A 25,424-nucleotide genomic window follows, 5' to 3' on the forward strand; every position below is an offset into this window, starting at 1 on the left:
AGGTCGTCGTGGCGCGTCAGAGCAGGCGTCGGCCGTCTTCGCGGGTGATCACCACGGTGGCCGAGCGTGGCCGGCGGCCCGGCCCGTCCGGCCAGGTGCTGAGGAGGTTATCGGCGGTCGAGCCTTCCCCCGGGTGCTGGATGTTGATGAACAGCGTACGGAAGTCCGGCGTCGCGGCAATGCCGGTCACCTCGCAACCCAGCGGACCGGTGAGGAAGCGCTTCAGTTCGCCGGTGCGCGGGTCGGCCACCAGCATCTGGTTGTTACCGAACGGGCCGCTGCTCAACTGGCTGCCGCTCATGTCGGTCTGGATCCACAGGCGGCCTTCCGGGTCGAACCAGAGGCCGTCGGGGCTGGCCAGGATATTGTCCTGGTTCAGCGGCTTGCCGTCCGGGCCGCGGCTGTCTTCGCCGGGACCGGCGAGCATGAACAGGTCCCAGGTGAAGCGTTGCCCGGCATAGTCGCGGCTGCGTTCGCGCCAGCGGATGATATGGCCGTAGGCGTTCTTCACCCGTGGGTTGGCCGCGTCGGCGACGGTGCGCGACGTGTTGTTGGTGAGGGTGAAGTAGACGTCACCGTTGTCCGGGTTGACCGCGCCCCACTCCGGGCGATCCATCTTGGTCGCGCCGAGGACATCGGCGGCCAGGCGGGTGTTGATCAGCACTTCGCCCTGGTCGGCGAAGCTCACCCCGGCCTTGCGACAGGCCGCGCGGAAGTTGCCGTCGGCGATGTCCAGCGGCAGCCACTGGCCACTGCCATCGGCGTTGAAGCGGGCGACGTAGAGGGTGCCTTCGTCGAGCAGGCGAGCGTTGCTGCGACCCGGACGGAACTTGTCGCGGCTGACGTACTTGTAGATGTACTCGTTCTGCGAGTCGTCGCCAGAGTAGCAGACTACCTGGCGGCCCGGCTTGACCGGGGCGAAGACCAGGCCTTCGTGGGCGAAGCGGCCGAGAGCGGTGCGCTTGACCGGTACCGATTGCGGGTCGAACGGGTCGATCTCGACGATCCAGCCGAAGTTGTTCGGTTCGTTGCGGTAGTCGTCCTGAGCCTGTTTGCCCTTGCGGGTGGCGTCGAAGCGCTCGAACTCGTCGCCCGCCAGGGTCTCCCAGCCGAAACGGCTGGTGTTGCGAATGCCGTAGCGGGTCAGTTCGCGCGGCAGTTCGCTGTCCTGGGTGGAGAAATAGCCGACCCAGTTCTCCTCGCAGGTGAGGTAGGTGCCCCAGGGGGTGAAACCGTTGGAACAGTTGTTGTGGGTGCCGCGGGTGCGGGTGCCGTCCGGACTGTGGCGGGTGCGCAGCAGTTCGTGGCCGCGCGCCGGGCCGGCGATACGCATCGGCGTGGCGGCGGTGATCCGCCGATTGCGTTGCGACGGTACGACATTCCACTCGCCACGCACGTTGCGACGGATCTCCACGACGGAAACGCCATGGGCGTTGATTTCCTTGCGCACTTCATCGGCGACGGTGCGCTTGCCATCGACCACGGTCGGGCCATTGGTGTGCAGCAGCGGCGCGTCGATGTATTCATGGTTGAGCACCAGCAGGCCATGGTTGCTGATGTGTCCGCCGCCGAAGCCGAACTGCGCGTCGATCGGGAAGAAGTGCATGCCGTCGTGGTGCATGCCGATCTGTTCGGCCTGGTCCTGGGCGCTGTTGCTGGCGTCGTCGAGGAAGCCCGGATAACTGCCGCTGATCGGGGTGCCCCAGGGTATGAAGGGCGTCGCCTTGTAGCCGGCGGGCACCCGGATGGTATCGGCGCGGCCGCTGGCGATGGCTTCGAAGGGTAAGCGGTTGCGGCGTTTGAAAGGCAAGCCGCGCAGGCCTTCCGCGGCGGGCGCCTGCGCTTCGGCGGGAGCGGCGCTGGCGGGGAGCGCGACGCCGAGGAAGGCGAGGGCGCCGAGCGCCGCGCCGCCGGCCAGGACCTGGCGGCGGCCGAGGCCGGCGATCAGGTCGTTCATGTGTGGGTTGTTCGAATGGTTGCTGGGCAACTCGTCGCCATCACCGAACAGGATGGCATCTTTTTTCTCCAGGCTCACGGACGTGCTCCTTGTGGGCTGATCGACGGAGCATTGACGCTAACCGCTGAAAGCGACGGGACGATGACAGGCACTCGAGGCCTTTTGCCATGATCCGGAAATGAAAAACCCCGGCCGGAGCCGGGGTTTTCGCGAGGCGGGCCGGGCAGATCGTGGGCTGCCCGGCTGGCCCCTGTTCCTTAGTGGAACTGGTTCATGGTGTTGTCTTTGCCGCTGGCCTTCAGAGCGGCTTCGCCAGCGAAGTACTCTTTATGGTTGTCGCCGATGTCGGAGCCCGCCATGTTCTGGTGCTTGACGCAGGCGATGCCCTGGCGCAGTTCCTGGCGCTGCACGCCCTTCACGTAGGCCAGCATGCCTTCGTCGGCGAAGTAGCCCTTGGCCAGGTTGTCGGTGGACAGCGCGGCGGTGTGGTAGGTCGGCAGGGTGATCAGGTGGTGGAAGATGCCGGCGTGGGCCGAGCCATCGCGCTGGAAGGTGCGGATCTTCTCGTCGGCGACCTTGGCCAGCTCGGTGTCGTCGTACTCGACGCTCATCAGCTTGTTGCGGTCGTAGGCGGAAACGTCCTTGCCTTCGGCGACGAACGCATCGAACACCTGCTGGCGGAAGTTCAGGGTCCAGTTGAAGGACGGGCTGTTGTTGTAGACCAGCTTGGCGTTCGGAATCACTTCGCGGATGCGATCGACCATTGCCTTGATCTGGCCGACGTGCGGCTTCTCGGTTTCGATCCAGAGCAGGTCGGCGCCGTTCTGCAGCGACGTGATGCAGTCCAGGACGCAGCGATCTTCGCCGGTGCCCTTGCGGAACTGGAACAGGTTGGAAGCCAGGCGCTTCGGACGCAGCAGCTTGCCTTCGCGCTTGATCACGACGTCGCCGTTGCCCAGCTCGGCCTCGGAAATTTCTTCGCAATCCAGGAAGGAGTTGTACAGGTCGCCCAGGTCGCCCGGCTCGTTGGTCACGGCGATCTGCTTGGTCAGGCCGGCGCCCAGGGAGTCGGTACGGGCGACGATCACGCCATCGTCCACGCCCAGCTCGAGGAAGGCGTAGCGTACGGCATTGATCTTGGCGAGGAAGTCGATGTGCGGAACGGTGACCTTGCCGTCCTGGTGGCCGCACTGCTTCTCGTCGGACACCTGGTTCTCGATCTGGATGCAGCAGGCGCCGGCTTCGATCATCTTCTTGGCCAGCAGGTAGGTCGCCTCGGCGTTGCCGAAGCCGGCGTCGATGTCGGCGATGATCGGCACCACGTGGGTTTCGAAGTTGTCGATCTGGGCCAGCAGCTCGGCTTCCTTGGCCTTGTCGCCAGCGGCGCGGGCAGCGTCCAGGCCGGTGAACAGCAGGTCCAGCTCGCGGGCGTCAGCCTGGCGCAGGAAGGTGTACAGCTCTTCGATCAGGCCGGAAACCGCAGTTTTCTCGTGCATGGACTGGTCCGGCAGCGGGCCGAAGTCGGAGCGCAGCGCGGCGACCATCCAACCGGACAGGTAGAGGTAGCGCTTGTTGGTGGTCTTCAGGTGCTTCTTGATCGAGATCAGCTTCTGCTGCCCGATGAAGCCGTGCCAGCAACCCAGCGACTGGGTGTAGACGGAGGAGTCCGCATCGTATTCGGCCATGTCCTTGCGCATGATGGCCGCGGTGTACTTGGCGATATCCAGGCCGGTCTTGAAGCGGTTCTGGATACGCATGCGAGCTGCGTACTCGGGGTTGATCGCGCTCCAGCTGCTGCCGTTCTTCTCTTTCAGCGCGGCAACTGCCTTGATCTCGTTCTGATATGCGGACATGGTCAATCCTTCAAGAAATGTATTGGTTGAGCACCGACTGACCCACTCAAAACCTGCTGGTGAAGGTTGTCTTGCGGGTGGCTCACCGCTGCATGGCGAGAGAATGACCGTGGCGAAGAATGACGCCGAGGAGGGGGGTGGAGACGAACAGTTCGCGGACCGTGCTTCTCGACTGGATCAAGTGCCGTTCGGCTCGTGGTTGCCGGTGGGCGACTCGCTGTCGAGTCTTTCGATCTGGCTGATACGTAAACGCTTCCCCGTCCCTCAGGACAACTTCGTTCCAGTCGCAATCTCGTCAAGCCGCCTTGTGGGCAGATCAACACGGTGGAGGCCGAGGGCGTATCGGCGCAGGCACCGGGAGCTCGTCGTTTCAGAGCCCCTGATTAGCGGGAGCGGGGCCATCATGCTCTGGAAAAAATCCGTCGTCAAACGTTTTGTAGTGTTTTTTCAAGACTACTACACGAAGGTCTAAGAGTGACCGGATGGTCTTGTCTGGTCGAGATGTTTCCGTTTGCATCGAAAATGCCCGCAAGAGCCCGCGCCCCGCGGCTTTGCCGGAGCGGGAGGCAATTCGCGCTGGAAAGAGCGCCGTCGGTCAGTCGAGGGTTTCGACTTTCAGGCGCAGGCTGGTGTCGTCGCGTCCCTGGGTCGAGTAGCGACGCACGAAGCCGTGCTGGTCGGCCTGGTTCTGTTCGCTGACACCGCCCAGGGTGATCCACTCGCCGAGCTTGCCGCTGACCCGGGTGTCGGTGCTCTGGGTATCGATGACGCCGGGATGGCTCTGGCTGAGGCGGTCATTGCTGGAGCTGATGGTGACGTGCACCAGGTTGCCGGTCAGCGTCGCGGTGACGTAGAAGCCGCGGTTGACGTTGCGGTATTCGGTCTGGCTGTAGATCTGCCCGTAGGGACCGGTGGCGGTGCTGGTGATGGGGACGCTCTGGCCGACCTGGATCAGCGCCGGGTAGCCCTCGGTGGCCTGGACCTGCTGGCTGCCGCCGGAACGGCTGTCGGTGGAGCGACGGATGATGCGGACGCGATCCTTGCCGTTGACCTCGCCGCGGCCGCTCTGGATCTCGATGTTGCCGGCGCTGGCCGAACCATCCACCGAATAGCCGCGGCTGTCCTGTTGCAGGTTCTCGCTGGTATCCACGGTGATCAGCAGGCGATGCGGGCGCGAGTCGATCTGCTGCAGGACCGATTGCAACTCGCGGATCTTCGCCGGCTCGGCATTGACGATCAGCTGGTTGCCATAGGCGGTGACCTTGCCTTCGCTGCCGATGACCGACTGGGCCACCGCCATCACGTCGTCGGCGGTGCGGTAGTTGAGCGGGATCACTTCGGTGCGCGGGGCGGCCGAGGCGCCGAGAACGACTGTCGCCAACAGCGAGGAGAGCAGGGTGGTGCGCAACAGGGTCACAGGAGGAAGCTCCGCAGGTCCGGGTCGGAAAGGCTGGTGTCCCAGGCCTGCTCGAAGCGGGCCTGGAGTTGACGCACCCGCCCGGCGGCACGGTAGCAGGCGTAGCCCGCCGGTTGCGCCGGTTTCGGGCGCAGCAGCAGGCCCTGGTCGTCGGCCAGGAGGAAGGCGTCGTCCTCTTTAGGGTAGTCCGGGTTGAGGCGGCGGATCAGGCAGTTGCTCGACAGGCGGCGCGAAAGGTTGATCAGGCGGTGGCCGTTGCGCACGGCCTGGGCGCTGTCGCCAACGAGGATACGCAGGCGATTGCGTGGATTGGCCAGGAGAAAACGGGTGCAGGCTTCCTGGATGCTGCTGTGGTGATAGAGCCAGCTTTCCAGGTCGGGACTGTGCAGGCAGAGCGAGCGGCGGGCCTGCTGCAGGAGGGCCAGGGCATGGGCGCGGGCTTCCTGCGGATGCTCGAAGCGCTCCAGCGGCTCATGTTCGCCGAGGCGGAATGGCGCTGGTTCCCAGCGTTCCGCGGGTGGTGCGGAGCTTGCCGGGTTGCGTACCGCAAAGCGCCCCGGAGAGCTGAATTCGATGGCCGGCAGGTCGGCCGGCGAGGTCTCCGGGGTGTCGCTCATCGGGCCTCAGTCGCTGTCGCGAACCATGTCGACATGGGGCAGGCCGGCATCGAGGAATTCGCCGCTATCGACCTTGAAGCCCAGTCGCTCGTAGAAGGGAATGGCGTAGACCTGCGCGGTCAGCAGTTGGCGCTTCAGGCCGCGTCGCTCGGCTTCCTCGATGGCCGCGCGCATCAGCGCGTCGCCGACCTTCAGGCCGCGCCAGTCCTTGAGTACCGAGACCCTGCCGATGTGCCCGTCGCCCAGCAGGCGCGCGGTGCCGATCGCGTATTCGCCTTCATAGGCGAGAAAATGCACGGCTTCGTCGTCTTCGGCGTCCCACTCCAGTTCCGGCGGAACCGACTGTTCGGCAATGAAGACCGCTTCGCGGATGCGGCGCAGCTCGGCATTGTCCTTCTGCCAGTCGGCTACGCGTACGCGGATCTTATTCATCTGCAAACTCCAAACTGCCCTGTTTGACCAACTCCGCCAACAGCTTACGCGCATCGTCGTCGGCCAGCCATTGGCCGAGGTTTTCCAGATGCAACGCATCGGCCGAGCAGACCAGCTTCAGCAGTTCCTTGAGCTGGCTGGGCAGGAGTACGCTCTGGCCGCTGGCGAACAGCACCAGGCCGATGTCGATCTCGCTCCAGGCCAGGCGGGCGCTGGGGTTGCGCACCAGCAGCGCGCCATCCTCGAGGGCGCCGAACAGCTCCTCTTCGGGGATATCCTCGCCGGCAACCAGTTCAGGATAGCGCGGCTCGGTCATGAACTGGCCGAACCAGGTCAGCAGCAGGCGCTCGTCGCTCATGTGCTCCTGGATCAGGCCCTGCAGGCGCTCCAGAGCGTCGCGCTGGATCTGGTGCGGATCGTCGCCTACCGGTTGCAGGCCGGCATCGGTGTAGCGCTCCTCGTCGGAGAGGAACTGGCCGAGGAAGTCGGTGAAATGGGTCAGCACTTCGGCGGCGCTGGGCGCGCGGAAGCCGATCGAGTAGGTCATGCACTCGTCTTCGGCAATGCCGTAGTGGGCGAGGCGCGGGGGCAGGTAGAGCATGTCGCCGGGCTCCAGGACCCACTCGTCGCTCTGTTCGAAGTCGGCGAGGATGCGCAGGTCGGCGTGCTCGCGCAGCGGGCTGTCGCTGCTGCACATCTGTCCGACTTTCCAGCGCCGGCGTCCGTGGCCCTGAAGCAGGAATACGTCGTAGTTGTCGAAGTGCGGACCGACGCCGCCGCCGGGAGCGGCGTAGCTGATCATCACGTCGTCGATCCGCCAGCTGGGCAGGAAGCGGAATTGCTCCAGCAGTTGGGCGACTTCCGGGACGAACTGGTCGACCGCCTGCACCAGCAGGGTCCAGTCCTGTTCCGGCAGGTGCTGGTAGTCCTCCTCCTGGAACGGGCCACGGCGCATTTCCCACGGGGTTTTCCCGTGTTCGAGGACGATGCGCGATTCCACCGATTCCTCCAGCGACAGCCCGGCCAGTTCGTCGGCGGACAGCGGGCTTTCGAAGTCCGGGATTGCCTGGCGGACCAGCAGCGGTTTGCGCTGCCAGTAGTCGCGGAGGAATTCGGCAGCGGTCAGTCCGCCCAGAAGTTGCAGGGGAGTATCAGCATTCATGGTTAAGTCCTTGAAACAAAAACGCCCGGCGCAGCCGGGCGTGCAAAAGGGTTGCGTGCTCAGATGCGCTTGGCCTGGGCGGCGGCATTGCCGACGTAGCCGGCCGGGGTCAGCTTCTTCAGCTCGACCTTGGCCTCGGCGGGAATCGCCAGCTCTTCGATGAAAGTCTGCAAGGCTTCGGCGCTGATGCCTTTGCCGCGGGTCAGTTCCTTCAGCTTTTCGTAGGGGTTTTCCACGCCATAGCGACGCATCACGGTCTGCACCGGCTCGGCGAGGACTTCCCAGCAGGCGTCCAGGTCCTCGGCGATGCGCTGGGCGTTCAGCTCCAGCTTGCCGATGCCCTTCAGGCTGGCCTCGTAGGCGATGACGCTGTGGGCGATGCCGACGCCGAGGTTGCGCAGCACGGTGGAGTCGGTCAGGTCGCGCTGCCAGCGCGAGATCGGCAGCTTGCTGGCCAGGTGCTGGAACAGCGCGTTGGCGATGCCGAGGTTACCCTCGGAGTTCTCGAAGTCGATCGGGTTGACCTTGTGCGGCATGGTCGAGGAGCCGATCTCGCCGGCCACGGTCTTCTGCTTGAAGTAGCCGAGGGAGATGTAGCCCCAGACGTCGCGGTCGAAGTCGATGAGGATGGTGTTGAAGCGGGCGATCGCATCGAACAGCTCGGCGATGTAGTCGTGCGGCTCGATCTGGGTGGTGTAGGGGTTGAAGGTCAGGCCGAGGTCGCCTTCGATGAACTGGCGGGCGTTGGCTTCCCAGTCGACTTCGGGATAGGCGGACAGGTGGGCGTTGTAGTTGCCCACGGCACCGTTGATCTTGCCCAGCAACTCGATCCCGGCGACCTGCTTGATCTGCCGCTCCAGGCGGTAGACGACGTTGGCCAGTTCCTTGCCCAGGGTGGTCGGCGAGGCAGGCTGGCCGTGGGTGCGGGAGAGCATCGGCACGTCGGCGAATTTCACCGCCAGTTCGCGGATGGCCTCGGCGATCTGGCGCATCAGCGGCAGCAGCACGCTGTCGCGACCCTCGCGGAGCATCAGGGCGTGGGACAGGTTGTTGATGTCCTCGGAGGTGCAGGCGAAGTGGATGAACTCGCTGACCGCGGCCAGCTCCGGGAGCTTGGCGGCCTGTTCCTTGAGCAGGTACTCCACGGCTTTCACGTCGTGGTTGGTGGTGCGCTCGATTTCCTTGATGCGTTCGGCGTGTTCCAGCTGGAAGTCGCTGGCCAGGCTGTCGAGCAGGGCGTTGGCTTCGGCGGAGAACGGCGCGACCTCGGGAATCCCGGCGTGGGCGGCGAGGCGCTGCAGCCAGCGGACTTCCACCATGACGCGGAAACGGATCAGGCCGTATTCGCTGAAGATCGGACGCAGGCTGCTGGTTTTGCCGGCATAGCGGCCATCGACGGGGGATACCGCGGTGAGCGAGGAAAGCTGCATGAGACGTTCTCGTGGCTGGAAGTCAACGAAAAAGGGGCGCATATCATACATGAAAGGTGCGCCCCGGTGGGGCATTCAGCGGGGCCTTTCGGCGGGGCGGTTGCCCAGCAGGGGGATCAGACTGGCGGCGAAGATCAGGGCGGCGCCGAGCAGCGACGTGTGGCTGGGCAGTTCCTCCCAGCGCAGCCAGGCGATCACCCCGGCGAAAACGATGGCCATGTAGGCGATCGGTCCGATCACTCCCGGGGAGGCCAGGGCATAGGCCTGCGACATGGTCAGTTGGCCGAGGCTGGCGAACAGTCCGGCGCCGAGCAGCAGGAGCAGTTCCCGGCCGTTCAGCGGCTGCCAGGCCCAGGCCAGCGGTACGGCGGAGAACAGGGTGCCGAACAGGGCGAAGTAGAAGACGATGCGATAGGCCGGCTCGCTGTCGCTCATTTCGCGGATCGAGACGAAGGCACAGGCGGCCATCAGGCTGGAAGCGATGCCGACCAGGGCGATCGGCGCCACTACCGCGCCGCTGGGCCTGGCCACCAGCAGCACGCCGAGGAAGCCGACCAGGGTGGCGACCATCATGCGGCGGGTCAGCGGCTCCTTGATCCACAGGTGTGCGATCAGCGGCGTGAACACCGGCGCGGCATAGCTGAACAGCATGGCGTCGGTCAGCGGCAGGTGGGCGAGGGCGTAGAAGTAGCAGTACATGCCGCCCAGGCCGTAGGTGGTGCGCAGCAGGTGCGATAGCGGGCGGCGGGTGCGCAGCGGGCCGATGCCGCGAGTCAGCGCCAGGGGCAGGAAGAACAGCACGCCGACGAGGTTGCGGAAGAACACCACGGTTTCGTTGTTGACGGTGCTGGAAGCCTCGCGGATCAGGCCGCCCATCAGGGCGAAGAACAGCGCCGAAAGAGCCAGCATGGCGGCGCCCTGGGTCGGGCTGTTGCGCCGTTGCGGCTGGCTCCCGGCCATGGCCATGGCTAGCCGCGCAGCAGGGGATAGAGTTCGTTGAGCAGCCGGCGCCGGCTGAACACCATCTGCCAGCGGCTGCCGCCCAGTTGCCGCCAGAGCCGCGCCGAGCGGATGCCGGCGAGCAGCAGGGCGCGGATCCGCGCGGCGTTGCTGCTGACCTGCAGGTGGCGCATGTCGCCGTGTACCTGGATGCGCTGGCGGAAGGTGCTGAGGGTGTCCTGGTAGATGCTGGCGAACGAGGCGATGACGTTCTCGTGGACCAGGCCGAAGTGCTGGACCTGCTGTTCGACCTGGTCGAGGCGCTGGCCGATCAGGTCGAGCATGTCGCCGCGCTTGTCCAGTTGCCGTTCCAGGGTCAGCATCGCCAGGGCGTAGCGCAGCGGTTCGCGCTGCAGGCTGCCGGGCTTGCGCTCCAGGGCGCTGGCCAGGGCCTTGAAGCCGTCGCGCAGGTTGAGGCTGTCGCCACCGTAGACGTCCAGGGTGCTGGCCGGGTTGCGCGCCAGCAGGCTGCCGAGCATGCAGCCCAGCGGGGCTTCGCTGATCTGCCCGGTGCGTGCCAGCTTGTCGACCAGGGCTGCGGATTCGAAGACGGCGCCGAGGGCGATCAGTTGCTGTCGCGGATCGCTCACGGGCGTCCTCCGAAATCCCAGGCTTCCGCCGTTTCGATCACGCCGCCGCCGAGGCAGACGTCGCCGTCGTAGAACACCACCGATTGCCCCGGGGTCACTGCGCGCTGCGGTTCGTCGAACACCGCGCGGTAGCCTTCGGCGGTTTTCTCCAGGACGCAGTCCTGGTCGCTCTGCCGGTAGCGCACCTTGGCCCGCAGGCGGCGCGGCCGCTCCAGTTCGACCGGGTTGACCCAGTAGATTCGCGAGGCCAGCAGGGCGCGGGAGAACAGCAGCGGGTGGTCGTTGCCCTGGCCGACCAGCAGCACGTTGCGTTGCAGGTCCTTGCCGAGCACGTACCAGGGATCGTCGCCGGCCTCCTTGAGGCCGCCGATGCCGAGGCCCTGGCGCTGGCCGATGGTGTGGTACATCAGGCCGCTGTGGCGACCGATGACCTTGCCTTCGGTGGTCTCGATGTCGCCCGGCTGGGCCGGCAGGTACTGCTTGAGGAAATCGGTGAAGCGTCGCTCGCCAATGAAGCAGATGCCCGTGGAGTCCTTCTTCTTCGCCGTGGCGAGGCCATGCTTCTCGGCGATGGCGCGGACTTCCGGCTTCTCCAGTTCGCCGACGGGGAACAGGCTGCGGGCGATCTGCTCGCCGCCCACCGCGTGCAGGAAGTAGCTCTGATCCTTGTTCGGGTCCAGGCCCTTGAGCAGCTCGGTGCGCCCGTCGCGGTCGCGGCGCCGCACATAGTGGCCGGTGGCGATCAGGTCCGCGCCGAGCATCAGCGCGTAGTCGAGGAACGCCTTGAACTTGATTTCGCGGTTGCAGAGGATGTCCGGGTTCGGCGTACGGCCGGCCTTGTACTCGGCAAGGAAGTGCTCGAACACGTTATCCCAGTATTCCGCGGCGAAGTTCGCCGTGTGCAGCTTGATGCCGATCCGGTCGCAGACGGCCTGGGCGTCGGCCAGGTCCTCGCGGGCGGTACAATATTCGGTGCCGTCGTCCTCGTCCCAGTTCTTCATGAACAGGCCTTCGACCTGATAGCCCTGCTGCAACAGGAGCAGGGCGGAGACGGACGAGTCGACGCCGCCGGACATGCCGACGATCACGCGCTCGCGGCGTGGGGTGGGGGCGGATTCAGACATAGCGATCAGGCGTCACGGGCGAATTCGTAAAACGCGGATTCTATCAGGCCTGGGGCAGGGAGGGCGACACGTGGGTGTCGCGGATCAGCGCCAGGGGATAGCGGCCGCCGGCCAGGTAGTCGTCGATGCAGCGCAGCACCAGGTGGCTGCGCCAGCGCTGCGGCTGGGCGGCCAGTTCGTCGCGGGTCAGCCAGCGCGGGCCGATGATGCCGTCGTCGAGGGCGCGCTCGGGGTGGTGGCGCACGGGGCGGGCGGCGAAGCATACGCGCTGGTAGGTGACGCCGTTGGACGGGGCGGTGTACAGGTAGATGCCGGTGACGGCGCTCAGCTCGACCTCCCAGCCGGTTTCCTCGAGGGTTTCGCGCAGGGCGGCCTCGAGCAGGCTTTCGGCGGGCTCCAGGTGCCCGGCGGGCTGGTTCAGCACCTCGCGGCCGTCGGCCTGTTCCTCGACCAGCAGGAAGCGGCCCTGGTTCTCGACGATGGTCGCTACGGTGACATGGGGATGCCAGCTCATGGATGTCTCCTCGGTACGGAAAAGGCCTCGATAAAAAGAAACCCCGAGCGTAGGCCCGGGGTTTCTGCTTCGTCAGCGTGACGCCATCAGGCCAGGCTGTCGATCGCCGCGTTGAAGGTGGCGCTGGGGCGCATCACCTTGCTGGTCAGCTCCGGGTTGGAGCGATAGTAGCCGCCGATCTCGGCCGGCTTGCCCTGGACCGCATTGAGTTCGGCGACGATGGTCGCTTCCTGCTCGGTCAGGGCCTTGGCCAGCGGTGCGAAGTGCGCTTTCAGTTCGGCGTCTTCGTCCTGGGCGGCCAGGGCCTGGGCCCAGTACATCGCCAGGTAGAAGTGGCTGCCGCGGTTGTCGATGTCGCCGACCTTGCGCGACGGCGACTTGTTGTTGTCCAGCAGCTTGCCGGTGGCTTCGTCCAGCGCCTTGCCGAGCAGCTTGGCCTTGGCGTTGCCGGTCTTGATCCCGGTTTCCTCCAGGGACACGGCCAGGGCCAGGAACTCGCCCAGGGAGTCCCAGCGCAGGTAGTTCTCTTCCACCAGTTGCTGGACGTGCTTGGGTGCCGAGCCGCCGGCGCCGGTTTCGTACATGCCGCCGCCCGCCATCAGCGGAACGATGGAGAGCATCTTGGCCGAGGTGCCCAGTTCCATGATCGGGAACAGGTCGGTCAGGTAGTCGCGCAGGACGTTGCCGGTCACCGAGATGGTGTCCTTGCCGCGGATCAGGCGTTCCATGCTGACGCGAATGGCCTCGTTGTAGCCCATGATGCTGATGTCGAGACCGGTCAGGTCGTGGTCCTTGAGGTACAGCTCGACCTTCTTGCGCAGTTCGCGGTCGTGGGCGCGCTCCGGGTCCAGCCAGAAGATCGCCGGGGTATCGGACTGGCGTGCGCGGGTGACGGCCAGCTTGACCCAGTCGCGGATCGGTGCGTCCTTGGTCTGGCAGGCGCGCCAGATGTCGCCGGTCTCCACGTCGTGCTGCATCAGCACGCTGCCGTCGGCCAGGACCACGCGCATGGTGCCGTCGGCGGTCATTTCGAAGGTCTTGTCGTGGGAGCCGTATTCCTCGGCCTTCTGCGCCATCAGGCCGACGTTCGGCACGCTGCCCATGGTGGTCGGGTCGAAGGCGCCGTTGGTCTTGCAGAAGTTGATCATCTCCTGGTAGATGCGGGCGTAGGTGCTTTCCGGCATTACCGCCTTGGTGTCTTTCTGCTTGCCGTCCTTGCCCCACATCTGGCCAGAGTTGCGGATCATCGCCGGCATCGAGGCGTCGACGATGACGTCGCTCGGAATGTGCAGGTTGGTGATGCCTTTCACGGAGTCGACCATCGCCATTTCCGGGCGGTGGCTGTACACCTCGTGGATGTCGTGGAGGATCTCTTCCTGCTGGGAGGCGGGCAGCGACTTGATCTTGTCGTAGACGCTGGAGATACCGTTGTTCGGGTTCACGCCGAGCTCTTCGAAGAGTTGGCCCCACTTGTCGAAGACGTCCTTGTAGTAGACGCTCACCGCATGTCCGAAGACGATCGGGTGGGAAATCTTCATCATGGTCGCCTTGACGTGCAGGGACCACATGACGCCGGTTTCCTTGCAGTCCTGCAGGGTCTTCTCGAAGAAGTCGCGCAGCTTGCCGCAGCTCATGAACATGCTGTCGAGCACTTCGCCTTCCTGCAGGCTCAGTTGCTTCTTGACCTCGACCTTGCCGTCCTTGCCGACGAACTCGATGCGCACGTCACCGGCCTTGGCCATGGTGATGGACTGTTCGCTGGAGAAGAAGTCGCCGCCGCGCATGTAGTCGGCGTGGGAGCGCGAGGCCATGCTCCACTTGCCCATGGAGTGCGGGTGCTTGCGGGCGTAGGCCTTCACCGCGGCAGGCGCGCGACGGTCGGAGTTGCCTTCGCGCAGGACCGGGTTCACGGCGCTGCCGAGGATCTTCGCGTAGCGTGCGCGAACCTCTTTCTCTTCGTCGGTCTGCGGGTCTTCCGGGAAGTCGGGAACCTTGTAGCCCAGGCCCTGCAGCTCGGCGATCGCGCCTTTCAGCTGGGGCACCGAGGCGCTGATGTTGGGCAGCTTGATGATATTGGCGTCGGGCGAGGTGGCCAGGACCGCCAGGCGGGCGAGGTCGTCTTCGATACGCTGGTCGGCGTCGAGGCGGTCGGCGAAGTTGGCCAGGATGCGTCCTGCAAGAGAGATGTCGCTGGTCTCGACGTCGATGCCGGCGGACGCGGCAAAGGCCTTGACGATGGGGAGGAGCGAGTAGGTGGCGAGCGCGGGTGCTTCGTCGGTGAAGGTGTAGGTGATCTTCGAGCGGATGGACATCTACGGTAACTCTCTTTTTTGCTGGGCGCGCACAGAGTCTCGATACGCGTTGGTGGACGCGATGCCTTCGCTCAACATCGGGTTGAATCGAAATCGAGATATGCCGCGGGATATAGGGGCGCCAGTAGAGCGTTGTACGGCGGGTTCATGGTGGCGAACCCGACGCTGCGAGGGGAGAGGGTCTGGTCCCAGACTGCTCGGACCTCGATGACTGCGAAGTCATGGCGCGCAGTATACCACCCTCTCGCCGGGCTGATGCGCTCGCCTGTTTAGACTAAGGAAGATGTGGTTTCCGGGCGGACAACTGGGCTACCCTAGAAGGCTGCAACAGGGTTTTAACCACAACACGGAGTTCAGCATGGGATACCAAAAGATCCAGGTGCCGGCGACCGGTGACAAAATCACTGTGAATGCCGACATGTCCTTGAGCGTACCGAAGAACCCGATCATCCCGTTCATCGAGGGTGATGGCATCGGCGTCGATATCAGCCCGGTCATGATCAAGGTTGTCGACGCTGCAGTGGAAAAAGCATACAAGGGCGAGCGCAAGATCGCCTGGATGGAAGTCTACGCCGGCGAGAAGGCCACCCAGGTCTATGACCAGGACACCTGGCTGCCCCAGGAAACCCTGGACGCCGTGCGCGACTACGTGGTTTCCATCAAGGGCCCGCTGACCACCCCGGTCGGTGGCGGCATCCGCTCCCTGAACGTGGCCCTGCGCCAGCAACTCGATCTCTACGTCTGCCAGCGCCCGGTACGCTGGTTCGAAGGCGTGCCCAGCCCGGTGAAGAAGCCCGGCGACGTAGACATGGTGATCTTCCGCGAGAACTCCGAGGACATCTATGCCGGCGTCGAGTGGAAGGCCGGTTCGCCGGAGGCGGAGAAGGTCATCAAGTTCCTCACCGAGGAAATGGGCGTCAAGAAGATCCGCTTCACCGAGAACTGCGGCATCGGCATCAAGCCGGTTTCCCAGGAAGGCACCAAGCGCCTGGTGCGCAAGGCCCTGCAATACGCCGTCGACAACGACCGCAGTTCGGTGACCCTGGTGCACAAGGGCAACATCATGAAGTTCACCGAGGGTGCCTTCAAGGATTGGGGCTACGAAGTCGCGCGCGATGAATTCGGCGCCGAGCTGCTGGACGGCGGTCCGTGGATGCAGTTCAAGAATCCGAAGACCGGCAAGAACGTCGTGGTCAAGGACGTGATCGCCGACGCCATGTTGCAGCAGATCCTGCTGCGCCCCGCCGAGTACGACGTGATCGCCACCCTGAACCTGAACGGCGACTATCTCTCCGACGCCCTGGCAGCCGAGGTCGGCGGCATCGGCATCGCGCCCGGCGCCAACCTGTCCGATTCGGTGGCCATGTTCGAGGCGACCCACGGCACCGCGCCGAAGTACGCCGGCCAGGACAAGGTCAACCCGGGTTCGCTGATCCTCTCCGCGGAGATGATGCTGCGCCACATGGGCTGGACCGAGGCGGCCGACCTGATCATCAAGGGCACCAACGGGGCGATCGCCGCCAAGACCGTGACCTATGACTTCGAACGCCTGATGGACGGCGCGACCCTGCTGTCCTGCTCGGAGTTCGGCGACGCGATGATTGCCAAGATGTAGGAAGGGCTAGCGCCCGAACGAGAAAAAGGCCGGTTCGCACCGGCCTTTTTCATTTCCGCATCCGCGCTGGGGTCAGGCTTCGATGGGCGTCGCCTGCGGCTCTTCCTGCGGGGCGGGGGCGGAGGGTGCGGCGGTTGTCGCGGTGGCGGGGCTGATGTTGATGGCATGCAGTCCCTTCGGTCCCTGGATGATCTCGAAATTGACCGGCTGGCCCGCCTTGAGTGTCTTGTAACCGTCCATCTGAATGGCCGAGTAATGGGCGAACAGGTCCTCATCTCGGCCCTCGGCCAGGATGAACCCGTAGCCCTTGGCGTTGTTGAACCACTTGACCTTACCGCTGAGCATGCTCATATCCCTCTGCAAAGGACTCCAACGCTGGAGTATCATCCACTACGATCCCGCGTCCGACCTGGGTCGAGACGGGTGCGGAACCCCTGATACCCTGTAGGGGTATTCCATTGTTTGTAACACCCTTTTGCAGTTAGTCAAGGCGCTGAACCATACGCCTGAGAAACGGATCAACATCATGTCGGTCCATAACTTTCCAGAAAGGCAAAGCTTTTTTTCCTCATGCATGCACCTAGCCAGATTCGACTAACATTCAATCAGGACCATCCCGAGCCTCATGAACACGAGGACGAAGGGGCGGGGCTCGCGGTACAGGAGTCGAAGCCTGTATTACAGCCGCCACCGTTGTATAAGGTGGTACTGTTCAACGACGATTACACGCCGATGGACTTTGTTGTTGAAGTGCTGGAAGTGTTCTTCAACATGGACCGGGAAAAAGCCACCAAGATCATGTTGACGGTACATACTCAGGGTAAGGCGGTCTGCGGCTTGTTTACCCGGGACGTGGCCGAAACCAAGGCGATGCAGGTCAATCAGTATGCACGGGAGAGCCAGCATCCATTGCTCTGCGAGATAGAGAAAGACAGTTGATCGGATGTTTGGGAGCGAGGTGAAGCCATGTTGAATCGAGAGCTCGAAGTCACCCTCAATCTCGCCTTCAAGGAGGCGAGGGCCAAACGCCATGAATTCATGACGGTTGAGCACCTGCTGCTGGCCTTGCTGGACAATGAGGCGGCGGCAACGGTATTGCGTGCGTGCGGTGCCAACCTGGACAAGCTGCGGCGCGACCTGCAGGAATTCATCGATTCCACCACGCCGCTGATCCCGCAGCACGACGACGAGCGCGAAACCCAGCCGACGCTGGGCTTCCAGCGCGTCCTGCAGCGTGCGGTGTTCCACGTGCAGAGTTCCGGCAAGCGCGAAGTGACCGGGGCCAATGTCCTGGTGGCGATCTTCAGCGAACAGGAAAGCCAGGCGGTGTTCCTGCTCAAGCAGCAGAGCATCGCGCGTATCGATGTGGTGAACTACATCGCCCACGGCATCTCCAAGGTGCCCGGGCATGCCGAACATCCGCAGGATGGGGAGCAGGATATGCAGGATGAGGAAGGTGGCGAGTCGGCCACGTCCAACCATCCGCTGGACGCCTATGCCAGCAACCTCAACGAACTGGCTCGCCAGGGGCGGATCGACCCGCTGGTGGGGCGCGAGCATGAAGTCGAGCGGGTGGCGCAGATCCTTGCCCGCCGGCGCAAGAACAACCCGCTGCTGGTAGGCGAGGCGGGGGTCGGCAAGACGGCCATCGCCGAAGGCCTGGCCAAGCGCATCGTCGATGGCCAGGTGCCGGACCTGCTGGCCGACAGCGTGGTCTACTCCCTCGACCTGGGTGCCTTGCTCGCGGGTACCAAGTACCGCGGCGACTTCGAGAAGCGCTTCAAGGCCTTGCTCAACGAGTTGCGCAAGCGCCCGCACGCGGTGCTGTTCATCGACGAGATCCATACCATCATCGGCGCCGGTGCGGCATCCGGCGGGGTAATGGACGCCTCCAACCTGCTCAAGCCGGTCTTGTCCTCGGGCGAGATCCGCTGCATCGGCTCGACCACCTTCCAGGAGTTCCGCGGCATCTTCGAGAAGGACCGGGCCTTGGCGCGGCGCTTCCAGAAGGTCGACGTGACCGAGCCGTCGGTGGAAGATACCTATGGCATCCTCAAGGGCCTCAAGGGGCGCTTCGAGCAGCATCACCACATCGAGTACAGCGACGAGGCGCTGCGCGCCGCGGCCGAGCTGGCGGCGCGCTACATCAACGACCGGCACATGCCGGACAAGGCCATCGACGTCATCGACGAGGCGGGCGCCTACCAGCGCCTGCAGCCGGAAGAGAAGCGCGTGAAGCGCATCGAGGTGGCGCAGGTCGAGGATATCGTGGCGAAGATCGCGCGGATCCCGCCGAAACACGTCACCACCTCCGACAAGGAGTTGCTGCGGAACCTCGAGCGCGACCTCAAGCTGACCGTGTTCGGCCAGGACGACGCCATCGAGTCGCTGTCCACGGCGATCAAGCTGTCCCGGGCCGGGCTCAAGGCGCCGGACAAGCCGGTCGGCTCGTTCCTCTTCGCCGGTCCCACCGGCGTGGGCAAGACCGAGGTGGCGCGGCAGTTGGCGAAGGCCTTGGGCGTGGAACTGGTGCGCTTCGACATGTCCGAGTACATGGAGCGGCATACCGTGTCGCGGCTGATCGGTGCGCCTCCGGGCTACGTCGGCTTCGACCAGGGCGGCCTGCTCACCGAGGCGATCACCAAGACCCCGCACTGCGTGTTGCTGCTCGACGAGATCGAGAAGGCTCATCCGGAGGTCTTCAACCTGCTGCTGCAGGTGATGGACCACGGCACCCTGACCGACAACAACGGGCGCAAGGCGGACTTCCGCAACATCATCCTGATCATGACCACCAACGCCGGCGCGGAAGTGGCGGCGCGCGCGTCGATCGGCTTCAACCAGCAGGATCACACCACCGATGCGATGGAAGTGATCAAGAAGAGCTTCACCCCGGAGTTCCGCAACCGCCTGGATACCATCATCCAGTTCGGTCGCCTGAGCACCGAGACGATCAAGAGCGTGGTCGACAAGTTCCTCACCGAGCTGCAGGCGCAGTTGGAGGACAAGCGCGTCCAGCTCGAGGTCAGCGATGCGGCGCGCGGCTGGCTGGCGGAGAAGGGCTACGACGTGCAGATGGGTGCGCGACCGATGGCGCGGCTTATCCAGGACAAGATCAAGCGGCCGTTGGCCGAGGAGATCCTGTTCGGCGAGCTGGCCGAGCATGGCGGCCTGGTGCATGTCGACCTGAAGGGCGACGAGCTGGCCTTCGAGTTCGAGATCACGGCGGCGGAGCCCGCCTGATCCGAGCGCGGCAACGAAAACGCCCGGCAGATGCCGGGCGTTTTCTTTTGCAATCGGCGAGCCGCAGCGGCTCGTGTCGACTCAGCGGGCGCGGTAGGTGATGCGGCCCTTGCTCAGGTCGTAGGGCGTCAGTTCCACGCGGACCTTGTCGCCGGTGAGGATGCGGATGTAGTTCTTGCGCATTTTGCCGGAGATGTGCGCGGTGACGACGTGCCCATTTTCCAACTCCACACGGAACATGGTGTTGGGCAGGGTGTCGACGACAGTACCTTCCATTTCGAAGCTGTCTTCTTTCGACATGCAGTAGAGCCCTCGGTATCTATGGGTGGCCCTTTCAATGAGAGGTGGGCCGTGAAAAGCGGCGTGCATTGTGCCAGAAAATCGACAATAGCGCCACACGGCTATCAGGTGAGGGCGACCCAGCGCTGGTTGACGAACAGTTCGATGGGGCGGTACTGGGTCTTGTAGTTCATCTTGCGGCAATTCTTGATCCAGTAGCCCAGGTAGACGGCCTGCAGGCCCAGGCGTTCGGTCTCGGCGATCTGCCAGAGGATCGCGTAGCGTCCCAGGCTGCGCTGCTCTTCGTCGGGATCGTAGAAGGTATAGACGGCCGAGAGTCCGTTCGGCAGCACGTCCGTCACGGCTATGGCCAGCAGGCGGCCATGCAGGCGGAACTCGAAGAAGCAGCAGAAGGGCAGGTCGCGGACCAGGAAGGTGGCGAACTGGTCGCGGCTGGGCGGATACATGTCGCCGTCGGCGTGGCGTTGCTCGATGTAGCGCCGATAGAGGTCGTAGTACTCCTCGTTGAAGCTCGGTCGCTTGCGGATCACCTGCAGTTCCGCATTGCGCTTGAGGATGCGCCGCTGCTGGCGGTTCGGGCTGAAGTCGGCGACCGGTATGCGCGCGGCGATGCAGGCGGTGCAATGCTGGCAGTGCGGACGATAGAGATGGTCGCCGCTACGGCGGAAGCCGACTTCCGACAGCGAGGCGTACAGCTGCGTGTCCATGGGCTGGCTGGGATCGAGGAACAGGGTGGTTGCCTGCTCCTCGGGCAGGTAGCTGCACGGGTGCGGTTGCGTCGCGTAGAACTTCAGTCGGGCGAGTTCGGTCATGGTGAACTCCAGCAGGGACCCATAAGCAAGTTTATGCCAGGCACGGAAACTCGCCTAAAAATCCAGGTCGCCGGTAGGAGGCTGGTCGCGATAGCGTTGCAGGTAGTCGGCGAATTCCCCCCGGCCGATGGCGCGGGCGCCCAGGCTGTGCAGGTGGCGGGTCGGCATCTGGCAGTCGATGAGGACGAAGCCGGCGTCGCGCAGATGGCGGACCAGCGTGACGAAGCCGACCTTGGAAGCGTTGTCGGCGCGGCTGAACATCGATTCGCCGAAGAACAGCCTGCCCATGGCCAGGCCGTAGAGGCCGCCGACCAGTTGTCGCTCCTGCCAGACTTCCACGGAGTGGGCAATTCCGCGCAGGTGCAGCTCCTGGTAGGCCAGTTGCATCGGCGTGGTGATCCAGGTGCCGTCGGCGTAGTCGCGCGGCGCGGCACAAGCCTGGATCACCGCCCGGAAGTCACGGTTGAAGGTGACTTCGAAGCGTTGCTGGCGCAGGCACTTGGCCAGGCTGCGGGAAACGTGCAGTTCGTCGGGGAACAGGACGGTGCGCGGGTCGGGCGACCACCAGAGGATCGGCTGGCCATCCTGGTACCAGGGGAAGCAGCCGTGGCGATAGGCTGCGACCAGGCGTTGCGGATTGAGGTCGCCTCCGGCCGCGAGCAGCCCGTTGGGCTCCTGCAGGGCCTTGTCGAGGGGCGGAAAGTCGAAGTCGGTGCGGGAAAGCCAGGTCAGCATGGCGGGGTAGGGGAGGGCGGGCCTCCCCCGGGTCCGATCAATGGTCGTCGAGGTATTTTTCGGCATCCAGCGCGGCCATGCAGCCGGCGCCGGCGGAAGTGATGGCCTGGCGGTAGACGTGGTCGGCCACGTCGCCGGCGGCGAACACGCCTTCGATGCTGGTCTGGGTGGCGTTGCCTTCGCTGCCGCCGTGGATCCGCAGGTAGCCGTCGCGCATTTCCAGTTGGCCCTGGAACAGGTCGGTGTTCGGCTTGTGGCCGATGGCGATGAACACGCCGGCCAGCGACAGTTCGCTGGTGCTGCCGTCGATGGTGCTCTTCAGGCGTACGCCGGTGACGCCGCTGGCGTCGCCCAGCACCTCGTCCAGGGTGGTGTTCCAGTGCAGGCGCACGTTGCCGTTCTCGGCCTTGTCGAACAGCTTGTCCTGGAGGATTTTCTCCGAACGCAGCTTGTCGCGACGGTGGATCAGGTGGACTTCCTTGGCGATGTTGGCCAGGTACAGCGCTTCCTCGACGGCGGTATTGCCGCCGCCGACCACGCAGACCACCTGGTTGCGGTAGAAGAAGCCGTCGCAGGTGGCGCAGGCGGAAACGCCCTTGCCCATGAAGGCTTCTTCCGACGACATGCCCAGGTATTGCGCGGAGGCACCGGTGGCAATGATCAATGCATCGCAGGTATAAGTGCCACTATCGCCCTTCAGTGTGAAGGGGCGCTGTTGCAACTCGGCGGTGTGGATGTGGTCGTAGACGATCTCGGTGTCGAAACGCTCGGCGTGCTGCTGCATGCGGGTCATCAGCGCCGGGCCGGTAAGGCCTTCGACGTCGCCCGGCCAGTTGTCGACTTCGGTGGTGGTGGTCAGCTGGCCGCCTGGCTGGATGCCGGTGATCACCACTGGCTTGAGATTGGCGCGTGCGGCGTACACGGCGGCGGTATAGCCGGCCGGACCGGAGCCCAGGATGATGAGGCGCGAATGCTTGACTTCACTCATAAAAAGACTCCATAAGCCTTTGTCACATAAGAAAATGCGTGCTCCAATGGAGCCGCCTGAAGAGTTCTGCCGGCTATGCTACACCTATCCGCAAAAGGCCGGCAAAACCCCGGGGCCGGGATCAGCCACGCACGGATTGCCGCTGATTTCGGGTGTGATTTTTCAGAGTTTCCCTAAAGCCGTACAATAGGCGCGTTTTGACCAAGACAGCTTCTAAAGCACCAGCCGTGCGCAGGAAAAATAGCGATTTGAAGGATTCGACCACCGCGAGCCATGCCGCCGCATGGCGTCAGCAACTGCATTCCCGCCTGAAGGAAGGGGTCCTGATCGCGCTGGGCGCGCTCTGCCTCTACTTGTGGATGGCTCTGCTCACCTATGACCCGGCCGATCCGAGCTGGAGTCACTCGAGCCAGGTTGACCAGGTGCAGAATGCCGCCGGTCGGCTCGGTGCGGTATCCGCCGATATCCTGTTCATGACGCTCGGCTACTTCGCCTACCTCTTTCCGCTGTTGCTGGGCATCAAGACCTGGCAGGTATTCCGCCGCCGCAACCTGCCGTGGGAATGGAACACCTGGCTGTTTTCCTGGCGCCTGGTCGGGCTGATCTTCCTGATCCTGGCCGGCTCGGCACTGGCCTACATCCATTTCCACGCCAGCGGCCACATGCCGGCCAGCGCCTCGGCCGGCGGCGCCATCGGCCAGAGCCTGGGCCGCGTCGCGGTGGATGCGCTGAACGTGCAGGGCAGCACGCTGGTGTTCTTCGCCCTGTTCCTCTTCGGCCTGACGGTGTTCGCCGACCTCTCCTGGTTCAAGGTGATGGATGTCACCGGCAAGATCACCCTGGACTTCTTCGAACTGATCCAGAACGCCTTCAATCGCTGGATGGGCGCGCGCGCCGAGCGCAAGCAACTGGTCGCGCAACTGCGCGAGGTCGACGAGCGTGTCGCCGAGGTGGTGGCGCCGAGCGTGCCGGACCGCCGCGAACAGTCCAAGGCCAAGGAGCGCCTGCTGGAACGCGAAGAGGCCCTGGCCAAGCACATGAGCGAGCGGGAGAAGCGCCCGCCGCCGAAGATCGATCCGCCACCGCCGCCGAAGGCCCCGGAGCCGAGCAAGCGCGTGCTGAAAGAGAAGCAGGCGCCGCTGTTCGTCGATACGGCGGTGGAGGGCACCCTGCCGCCGCTGTCGCTGCTCGACCCGGCGGAAGTGAAGCAGAAGAGCTACTCGCCCGAGTCGCTGGAGGCGATGTCGCGCCTGCTGGAGATCAAGCTGAAGGAGTTCGGCGTCGAGGTCAGCGTGGATTCGGTGCATCCGGGCCCCGTGATCACCCGTTTCGAGATCCAGCCCGCGGCGGGGGTCAAGGTCAGCCGCATTTCCAACCTGGCCAAGGACCTGGCGCGCTCGTTAGCGGTGATCAGCGTGCGGGTGGTGGAAGTGATTCCCGGCAAGACCACCGTCGGCATCGAGATTCCCAATGAAGACCGGCAGATGGTGCGCTTCTCCGAAGTGCTGTCGTCGCCGGAGTACGACGAGCACAAGTCCACCGTGCCGCTGGCCCTGGGCCACGACATCGGCGGTCGGCCGATCATCACCGACCTGGCGAAGATGCCGCACCTGCTGGTGGCCGGTACCACCGGCTCCGGTAAGTCGGTGGGGGTCAACGCCATGCTCCTGTCGATCCTGTTCAAGTCCACGCCGAGCGAGGCGCGACTGATCATGATCGACCCGAAGATGCTCGAACTGTCGATCTACGAAGGGATCCCGCACCTGCTCTGTCCGGTGGTCACCGACATGAAGGAAGCCGCCAACGCCCTGCGCTGGAGCGTGGCGGAGATGGAGCGGCGCTACCGCCTGATGGCGGCCATGGGCGTGCGCAACCTGGCTGGCTTCAACCGCAAGGTGAAGGACGCCGAGGAGGCCGGCACGCCGCTGACCGACCCGCTGTTCCGTCGCGAAAGCCCGGACGACGAGCCGCCGCAGCTGAGCACCCTGCCGACCATCGTGGTGGTGGTCGACGAATTCGCCGACATGATGATGATCGTCGGCAAGAAGGTCGAGGAGCTTATCGCCCGTATCGCGCAGAAGGCGCGGGCGGCCGGTATCCACCTGATCCTGGCGACCCAGCGGCCGTCGGTGGACGTGATCACCGGCCTGATCAAGGCCAACATCCCGACCCGGATCGCCTTCCAGGTCTCCAGCAAGATCGACTCGCGCACCATCCTCGACCAGGGTGGTGCCGAGCAACTGCTCGGCCACGGCGACATGCTCTACCTGCCGCCGGGCACAGGCCTGCCGATTCGCGTACACGGCGCCTTCGTTTCCGACGACGAGGTGCACCGGGTGGTCGAGGCCTGGAAGCTGCGCGGCGCGCCCGACTACATCGAGGACATCCTCGCTGGCGTCGACGAAGGCGGCGGCGGTGGCGGTTCCTTCGATGGCGGCGACGGCTCCGGCGAAGGCAGCGAGGACGACCCGCTCTACGACGAGGCGGTACGTTTCGTCACCGAGAGTCGCCGGGCATCGATCTCCGCCGTGCAACGCAAGCTGAAGATCGGCTACAACCGCGCCGCGCGGATGATCGAGGCGATGGAGATGGCCGGCGTGGTCACCCCGATGAATACCAACGGCTCCCGCGAAGTCATCGCGCCGGCGCCGGTTCGTGATTGAACCCGACAGGTTTTAGAGGATTCCGATGCGACTGATCCGCACGTTGTTCGTTGCCGCCCTGGCCATGGGCGCTTCGCTGGCCCATGCCGACGACAGCGCCGCCGTCCAGCGCCTGACCGGCCTGCTGAACAAGGCCCAGACCCTGACCGCGCGTTTTTCCCAGCTGACCCTGGACGGTAGCGGCACGCGCCTGCAGGAAACCGCCGGCCAACTGAGCCTGAAGCGGCCGGGACTGTTCCGCTGGCATACCGATGCGCCGAACGAGCAATTGCTCATTTCCAACGGCGAGAAGGTCTGGCTGTACGACCCGGACCTGGAGCAGGTGACCATCCAGAAGCTCGATCAGCGCCTGACCCAGACGCCGGCGCTGCTGCTCTCCGGCGACATCTCGAAGATCAGCGAAAGCTTCGCCATCACCTACAAGGAAGGCGGCAACGTAGTCGATTTCGTGCTCAAGCCGAAGACCAAGGACACCCTCTTCGACACCTTGCGCCTGTCGTTCCGCAGCGGCAAGGTGAACGACATGCAGATGATCGATGGCGTCGGCCAGCGCACCAACATCCTGTTCTTCGACGTGAAGATGAACGAGGCGCTGGATGCCAAGCAATTCACCTTCGACGTTCCGCCGGGCGTCGACGTGATCCAGGAGTAAGCGCAAGCC

22 protein-coding genes are annotated in these 25,424 nt (G+C 64.5%); 5 read left to right on the top strand and 17 right to left on the bottom strand.

The genetic code is table 11. The features are described from left to right. Positions 1–16: 16 nt before the first annotated feature. The 12 genes from LT948_RS28380 to LT948_RS28435 all read right to left on the bottom strand — a co-directional run bounded on the left by LT948_RS28380 (position 17) and on the right by LT948_RS28435 (position 14,407). A complete protein-coding gene (locus tag LT948_RS28380; protein WP_003108746.1) occupies positions 17–2,035 on the bottom strand; it encodes a PhoX family protein in 2,019 nt (672 codons plus the stop codon). Between the two features lie 179 nt (positions 2,036–2,214). Further along, the gene (locus tag LT948_RS28385) at positions 2,215–3,810 is read right to left on the bottom strand and encodes an isocitrate lyase (RefSeq protein ID WP_003090447.1); all 1,596 of its coding nucleotides are present in this window, start codon (positions 3,808–3,810) and stop codon (positions 2,215–2,217) included. A 595-nt stretch (positions 3,811–4,405) separates the two neighbouring features. Beyond that, positions 4,406–5,227, bottom strand: coding sequence for a secretin N-terminal domain-containing protein (locus LT948_RS28390; RefSeq protein ID WP_003108752.1), 822 nt, complete (start codon positions 5,225–5,227; stop codon positions 4,406–4,408). Further along, positions 5,224–5,844, bottom strand: coding sequence for a DUF7931 domain-containing protein (locus tag LT948_RS28395; RefSeq protein WP_003108754.1), 621 nt, complete (start codon positions 5,842–5,844; stop codon positions 5,224–5,226). The genes LT948_RS28390 and LT948_RS28395 overlap by 4 nt, the downstream gene beginning before the upstream one ends. Positions 5,845–5,850: 6 nt before the next feature. Then, positions 5,851–6,276, bottom strand: coding sequence for a GNAT family N-acetyltransferase (locus LT948_RS28400; protein WP_003090444.1), 426 nt, complete (start codon positions 6,274–6,276; stop codon positions 5,851–5,853). Then, complete coding sequence (locus LT948_RS28405) at positions 6,269–7,438, bottom strand: ribosomal protein uL16 3-hydroxylase (RefSeq protein WP_033995841.1); 1,170 nt, start codon at positions 7,436–7,438, stop codon at positions 6,269–6,271. The genes LT948_RS28400 and LT948_RS28405 overlap by 8 nt, the downstream gene beginning before the upstream one ends. 59 nt (positions 7,439–7,497) lie before the next feature. Then, positions 7,498–8,868 (bottom strand): adenylosuccinate lyase, encoded by a 1,371-nt coding sequence (gene purB, locus LT948_RS28410; protein ID WP_003090442.1) that lies wholly within the window; start codon positions 8,866–8,868, stop codon positions 7,498–7,500. 75 nt (positions 8,869–8,943) lie between these two features. Further along, on the bottom strand, positions 8,944–9,834 hold the full coding sequence (locus tag LT948_RS28415; protein WP_011666625.1) for a DMT family transporter: 891 nt from the start codon (positions 9,832–9,834) through the stop codon (positions 8,944–8,946). Positions 9,835–9,836: 2 nt separating this feature from the next. Beyond that, the gene (gene hflD, locus LT948_RS28420) at positions 9,837–10,457 is read right to left on the bottom strand and encodes a high frequency lysogenization protein HflD (RefSeq protein ID WP_003090440.1); all 621 of its coding nucleotides are present in this window, start codon (positions 10,455–10,457) and stop codon (positions 9,837–9,839) included. Then, positions 10,454–11,581, bottom strand: coding sequence for a tRNA 2-thiouridine(34) synthase MnmA (gene mnmA, locus LT948_RS28425; protein ID WP_003131114.1), 1,128 nt, complete (start codon positions 11,579–11,581; stop codon positions 10,454–10,456). Before mnmA ends, hflD begins: the two co-directional genes overlap by 4 nt. Positions 11,582–11,624: 43 nt before the next feature. Beyond that, positions 11,625–12,095, bottom strand: coding sequence for an NUDIX hydrolase (locus LT948_RS28430; protein WP_033984729.1), 471 nt, complete (start codon positions 12,093–12,095; stop codon positions 11,625–11,627). An 86-nt stretch (positions 12,096–12,181) separates the two neighbouring features. Continuing rightward, positions 12,182–14,407 carry an NADP-dependent isocitrate dehydrogenase gene (locus LT948_RS28435; protein WP_023091680.1) on the bottom strand — a complete coding sequence of 742 codons (2,226 nt, stop codon included), beginning with the start codon at positions 14,405–14,407 and terminating at the stop codon, positions 12,182–12,184. Positions 14,408–14,765: 358 nt separating this feature from the next. On the opposite strand from LT948_RS28435, the gene icd reads away from it, so the two are divergent. Further along, positions 14,766–16,022, top strand: coding sequence for an NADP-dependent isocitrate dehydrogenase (gene icd, locus LT948_RS28440; protein ID WP_003090436.1), 1,257 nt, complete (start codon positions 14,766–14,768; stop codon positions 16,020–16,022). A gap of 72 nt (positions 16,023–16,094) precedes the next feature. Here icd and cspD read toward each other — a convergent pair whose 3' ends face one another. After that, on the bottom strand, positions 16,095–16,367 hold the full coding sequence (gene cspD, locus LT948_RS28445) for a cold shock domain-containing protein CspD (protein WP_003090435.1): 273 nt from the start codon (positions 16,365–16,367) through the stop codon (positions 16,095–16,097). A gap of 225 nt (positions 16,368–16,592) precedes the next feature. Here cspD and clpS point away from each other — a divergent pair, with 225 nt between their 5' ends. Both clpS and clpA read left to right on the top strand, forming a co-directional pair. Beyond that, positions 16,593–16,961, top strand: a complete 369-nt coding sequence (clpS, locus tag LT948_RS28450) for an ATP-dependent Clp protease adapter ClpS (protein WP_003097649.1) — start codon at positions 16,593–16,595, stop codon at positions 16,959–16,961. 27 nt (positions 16,962–16,988) lie between these two features. Then, positions 16,989–19,265, top strand: coding sequence for an ATP-dependent Clp protease ATP-binding subunit ClpA (gene clpA, locus LT948_RS28455; RefSeq protein WP_003090432.1), 2,277 nt, complete (start codon positions 16,989–16,991; stop codon positions 19,263–19,265). A gap of 81 nt (positions 19,266–19,346) precedes the next feature. Here clpA and infA read toward each other — a convergent pair whose 3' ends face one another. The 4 genes from infA to trxB all read right to left on the bottom strand — a co-directional run bounded on the left by infA (position 19,347) and on the right by trxB (position 22,100). Continuing rightward, the gene (gene infA / locus LT948_RS28460) at positions 19,347–19,565 is read right to left on the bottom strand and encodes a translation initiation factor IF-1 (protein WP_002553999.1); all 219 of its coding nucleotides are present in this window, start codon (positions 19,563–19,565) and stop codon (positions 19,347–19,349) included. A gap of 104 nt (positions 19,566–19,669) precedes the next feature. Next, positions 19,670–20,377, bottom strand: a complete 708-nt coding sequence (locus LT948_RS28465) for an arginyltransferase (protein WP_003108766.1) — start codon at positions 20,375–20,377, stop codon at positions 19,670–19,672. A gap of 54 nt (positions 20,378–20,431) precedes the next feature. Beyond that, entirely contained in the window at positions 20,432–21,112 is a 681-nt protein-coding gene (aat, locus tag LT948_RS28470; RefSeq protein WP_003090423.1) for a leucyl/phenylalanyl-tRNA--protein transferase, read from the bottom strand. Between the two features lie 37 nt (positions 21,113–21,149). After that, the gene (gene trxB / locus LT948_RS28475) at positions 21,150–22,100 is read right to left on the bottom strand and encodes a thioredoxin-disulfide reductase (protein ID WP_003090421.1); all 951 of its coding nucleotides are present in this window, start codon (positions 22,098–22,100) and stop codon (positions 21,150–21,152) included. Between the two features lie 227 nt (positions 22,101–22,327). Between trxB and ftsK the strand changes: the two genes are divergently transcribed. Both ftsK and lolA read left to right on the top strand, forming a co-directional pair. Next, complete coding sequence (gene ftsK / locus LT948_RS28480; RefSeq protein WP_003131123.1) at positions 22,328–24,763, top strand: DNA translocase FtsK; 2,436 nt, start codon at positions 22,328–22,330, stop codon at positions 24,761–24,763. A gap of 25 nt (positions 24,764–24,788) precedes the next feature. Then, positions 24,789–25,415, top strand: a complete 627-nt coding sequence (lolA, locus tag LT948_RS28485) for an outer membrane lipoprotein chaperone LolA (RefSeq protein WP_003090414.1) — start codon at positions 24,789–24,791, stop codon at positions 25,413–25,415. The last annotated feature ends 9 nt before the right edge of the window (positions 25,416–25,424 follow it).

It is taken from the genome of Pseudomonas sp. CP-1 (genome assembly GCF_021213715.1).
In the GTDB taxonomy this organism is placed as follows: Bacteria; Pseudomonadota; Gammaproteobacteria; order Pseudomonadales; family Pseudomonadaceae; genus Pseudomonas; species Pseudomonas aeruginosa.

What these genes read in the sequence shown, in the direction of transcription:
- LT948_RS28385 (WP_003090447.1), bottom strand. Translation starts at nt 3,810, where the DNA reads ATGTCCGCATATCAGAACGAGATCAAGGCAGTTGCCGCGCTGAAAGAG.
- LT948_RS28395 (WP_003108754.1), bottom strand. Translation starts at nt 5,844, where the DNA reads ATGAGCGACACCCCGGAGACCTCGCCGGCCGACCTGCCGGCCATCGAA.
- LT948_RS28400 (WP_003090444.1), bottom strand. Translation starts at nt 6,276, where the DNA reads ATGAATAAGATCCGCGTACGCGTAGCCGACTGGCAGAAGGACAATGCC.
- LT948_RS28405 (WP_033995841.1), bottom strand. Translation starts at nt 7,438, where the DNA reads ATGAATGCTGATACTCCCCTGCAACTTCTGGGCGGACTGACCGCTGCC.
- purB (WP_003090442.1), bottom strand. Translation starts at nt 8,868, where the DNA reads ATGCAGCTTTCCTCGCTCACCGCGGTATCCCCCGTCGATGGCCGCTAT.
- LT948_RS28415 (WP_011666625.1), bottom strand. Translation starts at nt 9,834, where the DNA reads ATGGCCATGGCCGGGAGCCAGCCGCAACGGCGCAACAGCCCGACCCAG.
- mnmA (WP_003131114.1), bottom strand. Translation starts at nt 11,581, where the DNA reads ATGTCTGAATCCGCCCCCACCCCACGCCGCGAGCGCGTGATCGTCGGC.
- LT948_RS28430 (WP_033984729.1), bottom strand. Translation starts at nt 12,095, where the DNA reads ATGAGCTGGCATCCCCATGTCACCGTAGCGACCATCGTCGAGAACCAG.
- LT948_RS28435 (WP_023091680.1), bottom strand. Translation starts at nt 14,407, where the DNA reads ATGTCCATCCGCTCGAAGATCACCTACACCTTCACCGACGAAGCACCC.
- icd (WP_003090436.1), top strand. Translation starts at nt 14,766, where the DNA reads ATGGGATACCAAAAGATCCAGGTGCCGGCGACCGGTGACAAAATCACT.
- cspD (WP_003090435.1), bottom strand. Translation starts at nt 16,367, where the DNA reads ATGCTCAGCGGTAAGGTCAAGTGGTTCAACAACGCCAAGGGCTACGGG.
- clpS (WP_003097649.1), top strand. Translation starts at nt 16,593, where the DNA reads ATGCATGCACCTAGCCAGATTCGACTAACATTCAATCAGGACCATCCC.
- clpA (WP_003090432.1), top strand. Translation starts at nt 16,989, where the DNA reads ATGTTGAATCGAGAGCTCGAAGTCACCCTCAATCTCGCCTTCAAGGAG.
- infA (WP_002553999.1), bottom strand. Translation starts at nt 19,565, where the DNA reads ATGTCGAAAGAAGACAGCTTCGAAATGGAAGGTACTGTCGTCGACACC.
- LT948_RS28465 (WP_003108766.1), bottom strand. Translation starts at nt 20,377, where the DNA reads ATGACCGAACTCGCCCGACTGAAGTTCTACGCGACGCAACCGCACCCG.
- aat (WP_003090423.1), bottom strand. Translation starts at nt 21,112, where the DNA reads ATGCTGACCTGGCTTTCCCGCACCGACTTCGACTTTCCGCCCCTCGAC.
- trxB (WP_003090421.1), bottom strand. Translation starts at nt 22,100, where the DNA reads ATGAGTGAAGTCAAGCATTCGCGCCTCATCATCCTGGGCTCCGGTCCG.
- lolA (WP_003090414.1), top strand. Translation starts at nt 24,789, where the DNA reads ATGCGACTGATCCGCACGTTGTTCGTTGCCGCCCTGGCCATGGGCGCT.